Origin of the sequence: Burkholderia sp. MS389, assembly GCF_016899425.1 — a bacterium.
Taxonomy (GTDB): domain Bacteria; phylum Pseudomonadota; class Gammaproteobacteria; order Burkholderiales; family Burkholderiaceae; genus Burkholderia; species Burkholderia sola.
Map to the genome: position 1 here is coordinate 77,777 of NZ_CP045994.1, position 15,278 is coordinate 93,054.

Here is a 15,278-nt window from a genome sequence, read left to right on the forward strand (position 1 = left end):
GCGAGCACCCCGCGCGTGTGACATCGATGCAAAAATTTTTGCGGCCGAAGAAGAAAGCGACGGCAAGCAAAGGGTGGAGCCGTAGAGCCGGGCACCCGGAAGGTCGCGATATCGACTGACGAATCGGCTGCCTGACGCCGCGCCTCGGGCGCACGCGCGCCATCGACCTTTCACGCATGGCGAGCGGTTGTCACCGGACGTCAGTAGGGCGCAGCCGCGGGCACGCGCGTTGCCTCCGTCGGCCGAACCCCGTCACGACAGGCGTCGGCGGTTCGTGAAACGCGCGACGCCCACCTCACGTATGCTTTCATTTTTCTTTCGCCTTCGTTTCATCCGAAATCCGATTCGCGACGTTCACATTTCTGGACCATACTGTTCTGCACGGGCAGATGAAGTGAAGCCGCATTCGCGGCCCGGCGCGCGCGCCGGCTGCCCGACGACGCAGCAGCAAATCGCCCGTCAGCCGCGCGCATCCCAGCGCAAGGCTTTCCCTTTTCCGGCAACGCAACGCAGCGAATCGCGACGTGAACGGTAAACCGATGAGCCTTCTTGCATCACAGCTTCAGCGCCGTTACCAGGACGTGCGCGCCCACAGCGTCGCGTTGACCGCGACGCTGTCCCCTGAAGACCAGGCCGTGCAGTCGATGCCCGACGCGAGTCCGACGAAATGGCATCTCGCGCATACGACCTGGTTCTTCGAAACCGTCGTGCTGATGCGCCGCGTGCCTGGCTACGCGCCGTTCGACGACGCGTTCCAGTTCCTCTTCAATTCCTATTACGAAGCGCTCGGCCCGCGCCATCCGCGGCCGCAGCGCGGGCTGCTCACGCGTCCGTCGCTGGGCGACGTGCATGCATACCGGCAATACGTCGACGACGCGATGCTGCGCGCGCTGGCCGGCGCCGATGCGGCGCTGCTCGACGCGATCGCGCCGGAGCTCGTGCTCGGCCTGCATCACGAGCAGCAGCATCAGGAACTGATCGTCACCGACATGCTGCATGCGTTCTCGTGCAACCCGTTGAAGCCGGCGTTCCGGCCGCGTACCGGCGCCGAGGCGGAACACGCGCTCGCCGCGGGCGATGCCGGCCCGCTGCGCTGGCTGCCTCAGCCGGGCGGGCTCGTCGAGATCGGGCACGACGGCGATACGTTCTCGTTCGACAACGAACGGCCGCGCCACACCGCACTCGTGCGGCCGTACGAGATCGCGAACCGCCTGGTGACGAATGCGGAATTCGCGGCGTTCGTCGCCGACGGCGGCTATACGCGCCCCGAGTTCTGGCTGTCCGACGGCTGGGCCACGGTGCAGCGGGAAGGGTGGCAAGGGCCCGCGTACTGGATCCCGGACGACGACGATGCAGCCGCCACGCGCGTGCGGCGCACCTTCGGCCTGCACGGCGTCGAACCGCTCGCGCCCGACGCGCCAGTGTGTCACGTGAGCTTCTACGAGGCCGCCGCGTATGCAGAATGGGCCGGCGCGCGGCTGCCGACCGAATTCGAATGGGAAACCGCGTTCGCGGCCGACGGGATCCGGCAAATGCTCGGGCACGTCTGGCAGTGGACGCGTTCGTCCTACGAGCCCTATCCGGGCTTTCGGCCGCTCGCCGGGGTCGCGGCCGAATACAACGGCAAGTTCATGGTCGGCCAGCAGGTCCTGCGCGGCAGCAGCATCGCGACGCCGCCCGGGCACGAACGGCCGACGTACCGCAATTTCTTTCCGCCGGCGGCACGCTGGCAATTCACGGGGGTGCGACTTGCGCGAGACGTCTGACCTGACGGCCACGAGCGGTGGCCTGCAACCCGCCCGCGATTCGCGGCCGAGCGCGTTCGAGCGCGACCTGATCGACGGACTGTCGCGCACGCCGCGCAGCATCCCGCCGAAATACTTCTACGATGCGGCCGGCTCCGCGCTGTTCGACCGCATCTGCGAACTGCCGGAGTACTACCCGACGCGCACCGAGCTCGGCATCCTGCGCGATCGCGCGGCCGAGATCGTGCGGCGCGTCGGCCCGCATGCGGACATCGTCGAATTCGGCGCGGGTTCGCTCGAGAAGATCCGCGTGCTGCTCGACGCGTTCGCGGACAACTACGCGAACGCGCCGGCGCGCTACGTGCCGGTCGACATCTCCGCCGATTACCTGCACGGTGCGGCCGCGCGGCTGCGTGCGGCCTATCCGTGGCTCGACGTCGCGCCGCTCGCTGCCGACTACACGAAGGCCGAGCAACTGGCCAGGCTGACCGAAACGCCGCGGCGACGCATCGGCTTCTTTCCCGGCTCGACGATCGGCAACTTCTCGCCGGAAGAGGCCGACACGTTCCTGCGTGACGCCGCACGGCTGCTGCGCGGCGGCGGCCTGCTGGTGGGGGCCGACCTCGTGAAGGACGAGCGCACGCTGCATCACGCGTACAACGACGCGCAGGGCGTGACCGCGCAGTTCAACCTGAACCTGCTGGTGCGCGCAAACGCGGAGCTCGGCGCGGATTTCGACGTCGACGCGTTCTCGCATTGCGCGTTCTACGACCGCGAGCGCCAGCGCATCGAGATGCATCTGGTCAGCGACGTCGCGCAGACCGTGCACGTGCGCGGCCACGTGTTCCGCTTCGAAGCCGGCGAGCGCATCCACACGGAGAACTCGCACAAGTTCACGATCGACGGCTTCCACGCGATCGCGCGCCGCGCCGGGTTCGCACCCGATACCGTGTGGACCGATGCGGACAACCTGTTCAGCGTGCACTGGCTGCGCAGCGTCGACGATATCCGCGCGTAACGCGCGCCGTTGCGAGCCGCCCGCGCCGCGGGGTGAGGGCGGTTCGCTCCCCGTGCACACCGGCGGGTTCGATCCGATCGCCGGTTTCGTGCTGAAAATTCCCTTTTTACCGACCCAGCGCATCGCTGCAACGGTGTCCGGAACGTCGCCTTTCCCTTGCTCCATAAGGCTTTGCGGGCACCCGTAAACGTCCGTTACCTGTCTCGCATACCCGTTTCACCTGTGTCAGCGTCCGGTGCCTAGACTCCGAACCGTAGTCACATGACGCACGACACGTGCAGGGAGTCGCGAAATGAGCAAGAAACTTATTCTCGGTGCAGTTCTCGGTGTAGCGGCGCTGGCAGCTTCGGGCGTCGCGTCGGCCCACGTCGACCTGTCGGTCGGCATCGGCGTGCCGGGCGTCTACACGGCGCCGGCGCCCGTCTATGTGGCGCCGCCGCCGCCGGTGATGTACGCGCCGGTCGGCTATCGCGACTACGGTTGGCGCGGCGACGGCTGGCGTCAGCGCGAATGGCGCGAACGCGAATGGCGCCGCCATGAATGGCGCGAGCACGAGTGGCGCGAGCGCGGCGGCTGGCGTGGCGGCCGCTGGGATTAAGCGGCCCATCTGATCGTCGCAAGAGGAGGATGAAAACATGATGCCCGTGCGATACATCAGGCTGTGTGCCGCCGCCGCTGTCGTTGCGCTCGCAACGATCGGCAGCGCGCACGCGGCGGGCTGCATGAAGGGCGCGGTGGTCGGCGGGGTGGCCGGCCACTATGCGGGGCACCACGCGGTGGTCGGCGCAGTCGGCGGCTGTATCGTCGGCCATCACGTCGCGAAGCAGCACGAGCAGGAGCAGGCCGCGCAGCGCAAGGCGGCGGCGCAACGGATGCTGCCGGCGCAGTAAGCGCCGAGGCAGCATCTTCATCGACCGGCGGAACGGCACGCGCCGCTTCCGCCTTGCAACTTCCTTGTTCGGCGACGGCCGGCCGCGCATTCCGCGCACGCAGCCGGCATACGGCAAATTGATCGGACGAATGCGCGCGATGCGTGTCGTTACGATCATTTACAACGTCGAGTCGCGCGGAAACCGCGCGTTCCTAGAATGCAATCATTCAAACACGCTCCAGGGAGCAAACAATGAAAACCCAACGATATCTGTCCGTGCTGGCAGCCGCGCTGCTCGCACTGGGTGCCGTCTCCGCGAACGCGGCAGCCGGCGGCAATGGTGGCGGCGGTGGCAATGGCGGCGGTCACGGCGCAGGCGGCATGGGCGGGATGGGTGGCAACGCGGGCGGCATGTCGGCCGGTCACATGAGCGGCCAGGCGCTGAGCAACTCGAACGGCTTCAGTGCGGGCGACCGCGACAAGGGCCTCGCGCGCGCGGCCGACCGTTCCGACACGATCGCCGATCGCGCGGGCACGCAGCCGGGCCGCGGGCATACGCACAGCCATACCACGCACGGCAAGACGTCCACGCCTCACACGCACCGCAACGCGTTCGGCCGGACGCTGTAAACCGGCGCACTCTGGGCGGAGAAGGGCGCTTCGGCGCCCTTTTTCATGGCGGCGGCACAAGTGGCTGAAGCGGCTGTCGCGCCGAAACGTCGAACCGACCCGATTTGCAACCAGCCGTAACCGGGCCGCCCGGCCCGCCATCATACGAACCGCTTTCACGCGCTTGACGGACGGATTCGACGGGGGAAGAAGGACACCGCCGGCCCATGAAAAAAGGGCGGCTCGTCGCCGCCCTTCGTGTTACCGCCCGCCGCCCGCCGGTGGCGCAATCGCGGCCGGTTCGAACAGCGCATCCGCCTGCCCGACGCGCACGAAGCGCGCCGCGCCGTCACCCTCGACCAGCGCGCGGAAATGCGCTTCGCCGCACGCGAGCTTCGCGCGCTCGTGCTCGCTCGGCACGTGGCCGTCCGCATTCGGCGTATCGACGACGAAGTACAGCCGCTCGCCGCCGTCCTGTTCCGCGAGCACGGCCCAGTCCGGGTGATAGCTGCCGAGCGGCGTCTGCACGCGGAACCACGCCGGCAGCTTCGCGTACAGCTTCACGCCGTCGTGCGCTTCGAGCGCATCGGCGAACGCGCGCTCGGCGTCCGTCTCGCACACGACCGCTTCGTGGATCGACTTGCGCGCGTCCGGCCGCAGGTTGCGCAGGTAGCCGGTCAGCGCCTCGCTCTCGAACGATTCGAGCGCATGCACGTGGCGCTCGCCGAGCTTGCGGTACGCGATGCCGGCAACCAGCGCGAGCCGCTTGCAGCGGTTGATCGCGTCGGCCGCGACCGCGATGAACTGCTGCGGATTCACGCGAAAATCGTCGAGCCGGCCGCTGTCGGCAAGAATCGTCGCGAGCGACCGACGCGTGAGCTGCGTGCGGTCCTGCAACTCGGTGAGCAGGTCGGGCAGCGGCAACTCGCCTTCGTCGAGCAGCACCGTGCCGGCGCCTGCTACTTCGATCGCCTCGATGCCGGCCTTGCCGATGTCGATCTCGGCCTTGCGCCACTGCAGCCGCGCGCGCGCGATGTCCGGCGCGTCGCGCAGCGCGGCCGTGCAGTCGCGCACCAGCTTCGCGTTGTCGAACTCGACGCGGTACACGGTGCGATGGCGGATGCGGTCCCACAGCGCGCGGAAATCCTCGCCGAACACGACGGCCTTGCCCGACGCATCGCGCCGCAACGCGATCGCGCGGCGCTCGTCGGCATTGCGCACCGCGAAGCGGCCCGACAGCTTGCGCAGCGTCGCGACGATCGGCGCGCGCAGTCGCTCGAACGCGTCCGGCAGCACGAGCGCGCTCTGGCGCAGCGCATCCTTCAGCCGGTCGAGCACCTTGCCCTGCGCGTCGACGTAGCCCTGCTCGTGCAGATGGTTCCACAGCGCGCGCGACAGCTCGATGCCGAGCGCATGCGCGGGGCCGTCGTCTTCCTGCACCGGCAGCGCCGCGAACTGGTGTTCCTCGACGATCCCGAACCGGATGCCCGTATCGGCCTCGATTTCCTTCTGCAGGTTCTCCGCGAACGACTCGTAGCGCTCGGTCGCGATCACGGTGAGCGTGTTCACGCCCGCGTCGCGCACGCGTTCGCCGTCCTGGTCGACCGCGAGGCGCAGCCCGCGGCCGAGCGTCTGGCGGCGCTCACGTTCGGTCTGGATGTCGCGCAGCGTGCAGATCTGGAACACGTTCGGGTTGTCCCAGCCTTCCTTCAGCGCCGAGTGCGAGAAGATGAACTTGAGCGGCGTGTCGAACGACAGCAGCGCTTCCTTCTCGCGCATGATCAGGCCGTACGCGCGTTCCGCGTTCTCGCGGGCCGCCGCGCTGCTTTCGCTCGTGTCGGTCCAGCCGCCCTTGCGGTCGATCGAGAAGTAGCCGTTGTGCGCACGCTCGACTTCCAGCGCGACGTCGACGCCGTCGAACAGCGCACGGTAGGCCGGCACGCGCGCCGCGCGCGCATATTCCTCCTCGAAGATCAGCGCGTAGTCGCCCTTCACGGGCACGCCGTTCTCGTCGTAGCGGCGATAGCGTTCGACCGAATCGACGAAGAACAGCGACAGCACCTTCACGCCTCGTTCGGCGAGGCGCAGCTCCTTGTCGAGATGCTCGCGGATCGTGCGGCGGATCATCTCGCGCTGCACGGCGAGCGTGTCGATGTCGCCGAACGCCTCGCCGAGCGACAGGAACGCCTCGCCTTCCGGATGGCGCAGCTCGACGTATTCGGCGCCCTTGACCGCATGCACTTCGCCGATCCGCAACCCCGCGTACAGCGCGCGCTTGGTCAGGCGCTCGAGATCGTCGCCGTCGGTGGCCGACACGATCTGGCGCTTCACGCCGGCCGCGGTCGCGACGTCGAGCTCGACGCGCGCGCTGATCGCGCCGCGCCGGTTCGACACGCCGACGAGCCGCACGTACGGCTTGTTGTGCGCATCCTCGACGATCGCCGACGCGATCTCGATCTGCTTGACGAGCTTGCGCTCGTACGCGTCGACCGCATCGAGCCGGTACACCATGTGGTGGCGGTCGACGTGCGTGGCCGAATAGCGCAGCGTGCAGAGCGGCGCCATCGCGGCGAGCGCTTCGCGCCCGCGCCCTTCGAGGCCGCCGTCGACGCTTTGCGGTTCGTCGACGATCACGATCGGCCGCGTCGCGCGGATCAGGTCGATCGGCTTCTCGCCGCCGGTCTTCTCGCTGTCCTTGTAGAGGTTGTTGATCTCTTTCTTGTTGATCGCGGCGACCGTCATCACCATGATCTGGATCGCCGCGCTCGCCGCGAAGTGGCGCACCTGGCCGAGCTTCGCGGAGTCGTAAAGGAAGTAGTCGTACGGCACGCCCGCGTACAACGCACGGAAGTGATCCTCGGTGATCGACAGCGTCTTGTGCACGCCTTCCTTGATCGCGATCGACGGCACGACGATCACGAATTTCGTGAAGCCGTAGCGGCGGTTCAGCTCGAAGATCGTGCGCAGGTACACGTAGGTCTTGCCGGTGCCGGTCTCCATCTCGACGGTGAAGTCGCGCGAGCCGGGCAGGCCGGACGGCGGCAGCCCGCCGCGCAACTGCACGTCGGCGAGATTGCGTGCGAGCGCGTCGTCGGTCAGCGACAGCCGGTTACCGACGCCTTGCTCGGACACCGCGAAGCCGAGCGAGCCTTGCGCGGCGGCCGTCGTGCCGGGCGCGGCGTTCGCGAGCACGCTGAAGTCGCCGCGATACGATTCCTGCCCGCGAAACAGGTCGCAGACGGCGTCGATCGCCTCGCGCTGGTAGTCGAGATCCGCTTCGAAATGCAGCCGCATCACAGGCTCCGCACGCGCTTCACGCCGTGCTGTTCGAGCAGCGCGGCGAGATTGAGCTTCGCGACGTCGTCGACGAAGCCGCTGTCGCGGAACAGGCACGTGACGTCGCGCGACGCGCCGGTCGCATCCAGCAGGTCGACGATGCCGTCGGCGAGCGGGCCCGCGTCGTCGCGCGAAATGCGCGCATCGAAGCACGCGACGATCGCGCGGCCGATCAGGTGCACCGTCTTGCCGGCCACCTGGTGATGCTCGACCGGCGTGCACAGGTCGAGGCCGAGCTTCAGCGTCAGCTCGGCGAGCAGGTCGTCCTCGGTGCGGCCTGTCTTCACGTGTTCGACGGACGCGAACAGCGCATGGTCGAAGTCGTCGCGGCGCGGGTCCCACTCGATCACGTTGGTCGTGTCGAGCCGGTACACGCGAAAACCCAGGTCGCCATAGCTTTCCGGATAGTCGCGCGCGACCTGCTGCGCGGCGCGGCGCAGGCGTTCCTTCGTGATTTCGGCGAGCGTCAGCGGCTTCTTCAGCTTCGCGCAGAAATCGGCGGCTGCCGTCTGCGTCTTGTCGCGTCGGTCGAGCGCCTCGGGCAGCTGCACGAGGATGTAGCGGCGCGCGCCGCCGTCGGTCGCGTTCACCTGCATCACCGCGTGGCCGGTCGAGCCGGAGCCGGCGAAGCAGTCGAGCACGATGTCGTCGCCGCGCGTGCACCAGCCGATCACGGCGGCCGCGAAGTCGACCGGCTTCGGCAGGTCGAACGGGATGCCGAGCGTTTTCAACAGCGCGTCGTCGGAGCCCGCGAACGGCAGCACCGACGGCACGTTCTCGTACATGTTCTCGTCGAGGTAGTAGATCCGCTGCGGCTGCGTGGTTTCGTCCGGGCCGAATTCGATCTGGCCGCGCTCGAGCAGCGCCTGCATCGTCGCGGGCGGGTTGCGCCAGCCGCGCGCCGGCATCGCGCACGGCTTGCCGGTGACCGGGTGGATCAGCGGCGTGAAATATTCGTCCGGGGCCTTCTTCTTGTTCGGCCAGGCCATCGACACGAGGCGGTACACGCGGCCTTCCGCCGACAGCCGGTCGTACATCACCTCGCCGCCGGACAGGTTGGTCTGCGCCTTCATCCACGCGCGGTACGCCTTCTGCGCGTCCTTCGGGTTGCCGCTGCGGTACACCGCGTCGTGCGCGGCGTCGAGCATGCGCTGCGCATTGCGCTTCGGGCGCTTGAGCGGCGCCTGTTCGAGCAGCGTCTCGGCGTTGCGCGCGAACAGCACCAGCGATTCGTGCTGGTACGCGACGCCGCGCGCGTCGCCCTTCGGGTTGCGCTTGTCCCACACGGCCACGCCGAGCTCGTTTTCCTCGCCGAAGATCTCGCGCAGCATCAGCACGAGCGCATGCACTTCGTGCTCGTCGATGTGCACCGCGATCAGCCCTTCGTCGGACAGCAGCGCGTGCGCGAGCTTCAGGCGCGGATACATCATGTTCAGCCAGTCGGTGTGGAACCGGCCGTTCGCCTCGGTGTTGGTGCTGCGCTTCACGCCGGCTTCGGTCTGGCCCGTCATCGCCAGGTAGTGGCGGATGCTGTCGCTGAAGTCGTCCGGATAGACGAAATCGCTGCCGGTGTTGTACGGCGGATCGATGTAGACGAGCTTCACCTTGCCTGCGTAACTCTTGTGCAGCAGCTTCATCACGTCGAGGTTGTCGCCCTCGATCACCAGATGGCGCGTGTCGTCCCACGCGACGCTGTCGTCGGGGCAGGGCCGCAGCGTGCCCGTCGACGGCGTGAGCGCGGCCTGGCGAGCGGCGCGCTTGCCGTGCCAGTGAAAGCCGTAGCGCTCGTCGGCGTCGCCGACCGTGCGCTCGCCGACCAGCGCCTTCAGCACGTCGACGTCGACCGACGCGCCGTCCGGGCCTTCGGTCACGAGTTCGGGGAACAGCGCCTTCAGGCGCGCGACGTTGTCGGCGGTGAAATCCGTCGACATCGCCTGCGGGCTGGCCGCATCGAGTTTCTGCATCGTCTTTTCCATCGGAGCCCGGCCGCGCGCGCCAGGACGTCGGGCGCGCTCACGGCACCGGCGGCAATGGCCGCCCGGGCAAACCCGAAACGCTAGCGAGTCGGTCGGCGCAGGTCAAGCACCGATGTGCGACGAACGTGCTTGTATCGGCCGCGATCGCCCGCCGGACGGGCTGGAAGCGGGTTCGGGCCGGTTGTCGCACGGGGCGGCCGGCGGGCGCGCGGCGGACCCCGGCGACGCCGCGAAAAAGACGAACAAGGGACGAAAAAAAGGGCACGGTCGGCGCAAAGCGCCGGCGTGCCCGCATGGAGAATCCCGGATGGAGGGTGAGGCAGGGCCCGACGGGCCCCGCCCGGATGATTGCCTCAGGTCAGAAGCGCGTCCGGATGCCCGACGTCAGTTCGAGCTGGTTCTTCGCGCCGAACGTCGACGACACCGTGTAGCCGCCGTGCAGCTTCATGTAGTCGCCGGCCAGGTACACCTCGGTGCGCTTGCTCAGGTGGTAGAACACCGACCCGTAGATCGTCTCCTTGAAGCCGTTGGCGACGCCGTTGGTCAGGCTGAACGCGCCGAGGTTGGCATTCGGCGTGAAGCCGTCCGCGTTGTTCGCGGCGTTCTTGATGCGCATCTGCTGGTAGCCGAGCTCGTAGTCGAGCGCGCCCTTCGGCGCGATCTTCATCGACACCGTCCACGAATTGTCGTGACGCTGACCGAGCGCGCCCTGGTCGCCGTTGTAGCGGAAGTAGCCGGCATTCAGGCGCACGATGTCGAACGTGTAGTTGCCGCCGACCGAGAACGTCTGGTTCCGGAAGCCGCCGTGGTTCACGTGGTTGTAGAAGCCCGACACGTTGAACGGCCCGCCGTTGTAGCCGAGCGCGGCCTGGTACGCGGAGCCGGTCGCGAATTGCGTCGAGTTGCTGAACTGGTAACCGGCGCTCGCGAAGATGCCGTTGCTGAACAGCTTCTTCCACGCGACGCCGTTGTTGTAGCGCGTGCCGGTCGGGCCGGCCGCGTAGAAGATCATCTGCTTGAAGTTGTTCGAGTTGGTCCAGCCGCCTTCCTCGGTCGTCAGCTTCGAGGAACCGTACGCATCGCCGTAGATCGTGGCCGCGTCGCGCGCGATCGTGTTCTGGAAGCCGGCCGTCAGCTTGCCGAAGCGCTCGTCCTCGACGCCCACCCACGCGTCGCGGTCGAAGATCTGGCCTTCGTCTTCCATCTGGCCGTTCGCGACCACGAATTCGCTTTCGAGGCGGAAGATGATCTTCGTGCCGCCGCCGATGTCTTCAGCGCCGCGCAGGCCCCAGCGGCTGCCGCTGAACCACGGTTCGCCTTCGTTGCCCATGCCGATCACGTGTTTGCCGTTCGCGTCGGCGTGGGTCCGGTAGGTCGGAAAGCTCAGGTCCATCAGGCCGTAGAGCTGCACGCTCGACTGCGCATGCGCCTGGGTGCCGGCGCACAGGCCAGCCGCCGCGATGGAAAGGGCAAGGGTTTTTCGTTTCAAGATCGTCTCCTCCGAGCTGCCGCATTGAAATCCGGTCGTTGGCAGTACGTAATGTATGCCGACTCTTGCCGGCCACAGCGAGAGGGCCGACGCATGGCATCGTAGAGGGGGCAATCCTTCACGACGCTTTCCCGGAGGAAAGAATCGGATCGGTGAAAACACCGAACGCGCAATAATCGCGGATCGGGCAGGCCTGCGGAAGCGGTCCTGCGGGGCGTCCGGCAGGCCGCAATGATGATTCGTGCTACGAATTGATGTGTGGAAGGCGGGAAGCGCGCCGCGTCAATCGTGCGCGCTCTTCATGCGCAGGATGTAACCGAGCCCGCGCAGCGTGATGATCTCGGCCGTGCTGCTGGCGAGATGCTTGCGCAGCCGGTGGATGTAGATGTCGATCGCGTCGGCGCTGGGCTCGTCGTCGAGCGCGAACACGCTGTCCATCAGCCGCGCCTTCGAGACCGTCTTGTTCTGCTGCAGCATCAGCGTTTCGAGGATCGCGTGCTCGCGGCGCCGCAGCGCGAGCACCGCGTCGCCGCAGCGGAATTCGCGCGTGCCGAACGCGTAGACGAGATCGCCGCACACGAGCTGCGTCGTGCCGACGCCGGCCTGCCGGCGGATCAGCGCGCGGATGCGCGCCACCAGCTCGCGCGATTCGAACGGCTTCACGACGTAATCGTCGGCGCCCGCGCCGAAGCAGTCGACCTTGTCGTCGACCGAGCCGTGCGCGGTCAGCATCAGCACCGGCACGTTGTCGTTGCGGCGCCGTAGCCGCGCGAGCACTTCCTTGCCGCTGATGCCGGGCAGGCGCATGTCGAGCAGCACCGCATCGTAGCGTTCGGTCTTGAGCACCGTGTCGGCCCGTTCGCCGTCGCCGACGCAGTCGACCGCGAAATCCTCGCCGCGCAGCAGGTTCACGATCCAGTGCGCGAGCTCGGCGTTGTCTTCGACCAGCAAAAGTTTCATGACGGCGTTCTCTTCAGTCGAAAGCGGGCAACCGCACGGTCACGACGATACCGCGATTGCCGGGCCCCGGCGCGAGCGACGCGCTGCCGCCGTGCGCCTGCGCGATCTCGCGGACGATCGCGAGTCCGAGGCCCGAGCCCTCGGTATCGGCCGACACGCGGTAGAACCGCTTGAATACGTGCGGCCGCGCTTCGGCCGGGATGCCGGGGCCGTCGTCGACCACGTCGAGCACGATCGCGTCGCCGTCGCGCCGCGCGCAGACCGTCACGCAGCCGCCCGGCTGCGTGTAGCGCACCGCGTTGTCGACGAGGTTCATCACCAGCGCGGTGAGCAGGCTATCGCTGCCCGCGACGTCGAGCTGCTCGCCGAGATCGGCGCCGAGGTCGATGTCGCGCCGCTGCGCGAGCACGATCGTCTCCTCCAGCACGCTCGACACCACCGCGGCCAGGTCGACGCGGTGGGTCAGGAGCGTGGACGGCGTCGCTTCCGCATGTGCGAGCAGCAGCAGCTTGTCGGTCACGTCGGCCATCTTGCGGCTGCTGCGCTGCATGCTGTCGAGCACCGCCGCGAGTTCACGATCGTCGTTGCCGCGCTGCTGCGCGTACTGGATCTGTGTGTCGAGCACCGCGATCGGCGTGCGCAACTGGTGCGCGGCATCCGCGATGAAGCGGCGCTGCGTGGCCGTATGCGTGTTCAGGCGCGCGATGCACTGGTTGATCGCGTCGACGATCGGCCGCAGTTCGTGCTGCAGTCGCTCCGGGCGGATCGGCTCCAGTTCCATCGGCCCGCGGTCGGCCACGTCGTCCTTCAGCTTCATCAGCGGGCGCAGCTCGAAGGTGAGCCCGAGATAGACGAGCACCACCGCGAGCACCAGCATCAGCGACAGGCGCACCAACTGCGGCCGCCAGATCGTCGCGACCATCGCGCCGTACGAGCGCGTCGTCTTCGCGACGACCACGGTGACCGTCTCGACCTGCCCCTCGTCGTACAGCTGGCGGTCGTAGGCCACCGCGCGCAGCGGCACGCCGTCGAGCGACGTGTCGTACAACGTCGGTTCGATGCCGTGCCGCGCGGGCAGGTCGAGCACCGGATTGCCGGCGAGCAGGCGGTCGTGGCCGTCGATCACCTTGTAGAACACCGAGTCGCCCGACGGCGATTCGAAGATCTCCAGCGCGGCGGGCGGCACGTCGGCCGCCGGCCGGCCGTTGCGCCATTCGACGTCCTCGCCGATCGTGCGAGCGGACGCGACGAGCGCGCTGTCCTGCACGAGCCCGGCCGTGGTCCGCGCGGTGTCGTACGACATCGCGCCCGCGATCAGCACGAACACCGCGAGCGGCAGCAGCAGCCACCACAGCAGCCGCCCGCGCAGGCTGTGCGCCATCCTGTTGCGCTCCTTCTCGGAAAAGCCGAACCGCGCCGGGGTCGCCGGCGCGGTCGGATGAGTCATGTCAGGCGTCGATCGGCAGCGTTCAGAACGCCGCGGGGCGCCACTTCAGCAGCCGCTTCTCGATCCGCGTCAGCAGGTAGTCGGCGGCCAGCGCGACCACGGCCAGCACGATCATCGCCGCGAACACGCCGCTCGCGTTGAACGCGCCCTGGGCGGTGGAGATTAACAGCCCGATCCCTTGCTTGGAACCCAGGAATTCGCCGACCACCGCACCGACCAGCGCGAAGCCGAAGCTCACGTGCAGGCTCGCGAGGATCCAGCTCAACGCGGACGGGATCACGACCGACGTGGTGATCTGCCGGCGCGACGCGCCGAGGATCTGCGCGTTCGCGATCAGGTAGCGATCCGCTTCGCGCACGCCCTGGAACGCGTTGCCGAACACGACGAAGAACACCATCACGACGGCCAGCGCGATCTTCGACGCCATCCCGAGGCCGAGCGCGATCACGAACACCGAGCCGAGCACGACGCGCGGAATCGAGTTCGCGATCTGGATGTACAGGCCGAACACGTCGGCCATCAGTTTGTTGCGGCCGAGCACGATCCCGCAGATCACGCCGGCCACCGAGCCGATCAGGAAGCCGATCGCGGTTTCCTCGAGCGTGACCCACACCTGCGTGAGCAGCGGGCCCTGCGACGTGCCGTTCACGAACCAGTCCTGGATCTGCTCGAAGATCAGCGACGGCATCGAGAAGAAGAACGGATCGATCCATTTCAGCCGGGCGGCGAGTTCCCACCCGCCCAGCACGATCACGAGTACGGCGATCCGCAGCGTGACGATCAGGTTGCGCCGGCGGCGCAGCCGGCGTTGCGCGGCGCGCTCGTCGTCCTCGAGCGTGGTCGCCGGAAGGGCGGTGGTGGGAAGCGTCATGTCGGTCATGCTCCTGTCCTTGCTGTTTCTTGCCGGTGCTTGTCGTGCGGCGTATGCGTCAGCCGATCTGCACTTCTTCGCGCAGGTCGTGCCAGATGTCCTTGGAAATTTCGATGAAGCGCGGGTCGTAGCGCACTTCCGACATGACGCGCGGGCGCGGCAGGTCGATTTCGTATACGCGCTTGAGCGTCGCGGGGCGTGCGGTCAGCACGAATACGCGGTCGGCGAGCGCGATCGCTTCCTCGAGATCGTGCGTGACGAACACGACCGAGCCCTTGTTCGCGGACCACAGCTGCAGCAGCTCGTCCTGCATCAGCGTGCGGGTCTGCATGTCGAGCGCGGAAAACGGCTCGTCCATCAGCAGGATTTCCGGCTGGTTGATGAAGGTCTGCGCGAGCGCGACGCGCTTTCTCATCCCGCCGGAGAGCTGGTGCGGATAGTGCTTCGCGAACTTGTCGAGGCCGACCTTGCGGATCCATTCCTCGGCCTGCGCGTACGCGACGTCCTTCGAGCGGCCGCGAAACAGCGGGCCCGCCGCGACGTTGTCGATCACGTTGCGCCACGGGAACACGGCGTCGGCCTGGAACACGAAGCCGATGCGCGGGTCGATCCCGTCGACCGGGCGGCCCATCACGCGGACTTCGCCCGACACGGGCTTGAGCAGCCCGGTGATCAGGTTCAGCGTCGTCGACTTGCCGCAGCCGGTCGGGCCGACGATCGCGATGAATTCGCCGCGCGCGACGCTCATGCTGAAGTCGCGCAACGCGACGGTGGCCTTGCCTTCCGGCGAAATGAAGCGGCACGACACATTGCGAAACTCGATCGCCGGTGTGCTCGGGGAGACTGCCTGATTCATCGCATTGATCCTGCGGGTGAGGAGGGCGTCGCAGTGGCGGCGCCGGGCCGGTCAACCGGGCCGGAACGGGGAACGCACGGCGGCGGGATCGCCGCCGCAG

Annotated in this window: 12 protein-coding genes; 5 read left to right on the forward strand and 7 right to left on the reverse strand. The window is 67.8% G+C overall.

Annotation, left to right across the window (positions count from 1 at the left end):
- Positions 1-539 precede the first annotated feature (539 nt).
- From egtB to GJG85_RS00370, 5 genes are all read left to right on the forward strand, one after another.
- Positions 540-1,766, forward strand: a complete 1,227-nt coding sequence (gene egtB / locus GJG85_RS00350) for an ergothioneine biosynthesis protein EgtB (protein WP_050015725.1) — start codon at positions 540-542, stop codon at positions 1,764-1,766.
- On the forward strand, positions 1,750-2,763 hold the full coding sequence (egtD, locus tag GJG85_RS00355) for an L-histidine N(alpha)-methyltransferase (RefSeq protein ID WP_204383518.1): 1,014 nt from the start codon (positions 1,750-1,752) through the stop codon (positions 2,761-2,763). Before egtB ends, egtD begins: the two co-directional genes overlap by 17 nt.
- A gap of 292 nt (positions 2,764-3,055) precedes the next feature.
- Positions 3,056-3,361, forward strand: coding sequence for a hypothetical protein (locus GJG85_RS00360; RefSeq protein ID WP_124631950.1), 306 nt, complete (start codon positions 3,056-3,058; stop codon positions 3,359-3,361).
- A 37-nt stretch (positions 3,362-3,398) separates the two neighbouring features.
- Complete coding sequence (locus GJG85_RS00365; protein ID WP_050015730.1) at positions 3,399-3,653, forward strand: hypothetical protein; 255 nt, start codon at positions 3,399-3,401, stop codon at positions 3,651-3,653.
- A 233-nt stretch (positions 3,654-3,886) separates the two neighbouring features.
- The gene (locus GJG85_RS00370; RefSeq protein ID WP_089488001.1) at positions 3,887-4,264 is read left to right on the forward strand and encodes a hypothetical protein; all 378 of its coding nucleotides are present in this window, start codon (positions 3,887-3,889) and stop codon (positions 4,262-4,264) included.
- A gap of 240 nt (positions 4,265-4,504) precedes the next feature.
- Here GJG85_RS00370 and GJG85_RS00375 read toward each other — a convergent pair whose 3' ends face one another.
- The 7 genes from GJG85_RS00375 to GJG85_RS00405 all read right to left on the reverse strand — a co-directional run bounded on the left by GJG85_RS00375 (position 4,505) and on the right by GJG85_RS00405 (position 15,178).
- Positions 4,505-7,537, reverse strand: a complete 3,033-nt coding sequence (locus tag GJG85_RS00375; protein WP_204383519.1) for a DEAD/DEAH box helicase family protein — start codon at positions 7,535-7,537, stop codon at positions 4,505-4,507.
- A complete protein-coding gene (locus GJG85_RS00380; RefSeq protein ID WP_089488003.1) occupies positions 7,537-9,555 on the reverse strand; it encodes a site-specific DNA-methyltransferase in 2,019 nt (672 codons plus the stop codon). The genes GJG85_RS00375 and GJG85_RS00380 overlap by 1 nt, the downstream gene beginning before the upstream one ends.
- A gap of 358 nt (positions 9,556-9,913) precedes the next feature.
- Entirely contained in the window at positions 9,914-11,044 is a 1,131-nt protein-coding gene (locus GJG85_RS00385; protein WP_089488004.1) for a porin, read from the reverse strand.
- 282 nt (positions 11,045-11,326) lie between these two features.
- Positions 11,327-12,004: a response regulator gene (locus tag GJG85_RS00390; RefSeq protein WP_089488005.1), complete on the reverse strand. Its 678-nt coding sequence runs from the start codon at positions 12,002-12,004 to the stop codon at positions 11,327-11,329.
- Positions 12,005-12,017: 13 nt separating this feature from the next.
- Positions 12,018-13,385, reverse strand: a complete 1,368-nt coding sequence (locus GJG85_RS00395; RefSeq protein ID WP_089488068.1) for a sensor histidine kinase — start codon at positions 13,383-13,385, stop codon at positions 12,018-12,020.
- An 88-nt stretch (positions 13,386-13,473) separates the two neighbouring features.
- Entirely contained in the window at positions 13,474-14,322 is an 849-nt protein-coding gene (locus GJG85_RS00400) for an ABC transporter permease (RefSeq protein WP_179233118.1), read from the reverse strand.
- 58 nt (positions 14,323-14,380) lie between these two features.
- Positions 14,381-15,178 (reverse strand): ABC transporter ATP-binding protein, encoded by a 798-nt coding sequence (locus GJG85_RS00405; protein ID WP_089488007.1) that lies wholly within the window; start codon positions 15,176-15,178, stop codon positions 14,381-14,383.
- Between the last annotated feature and the right edge of the window lie 100 nt (positions 15,179-15,278).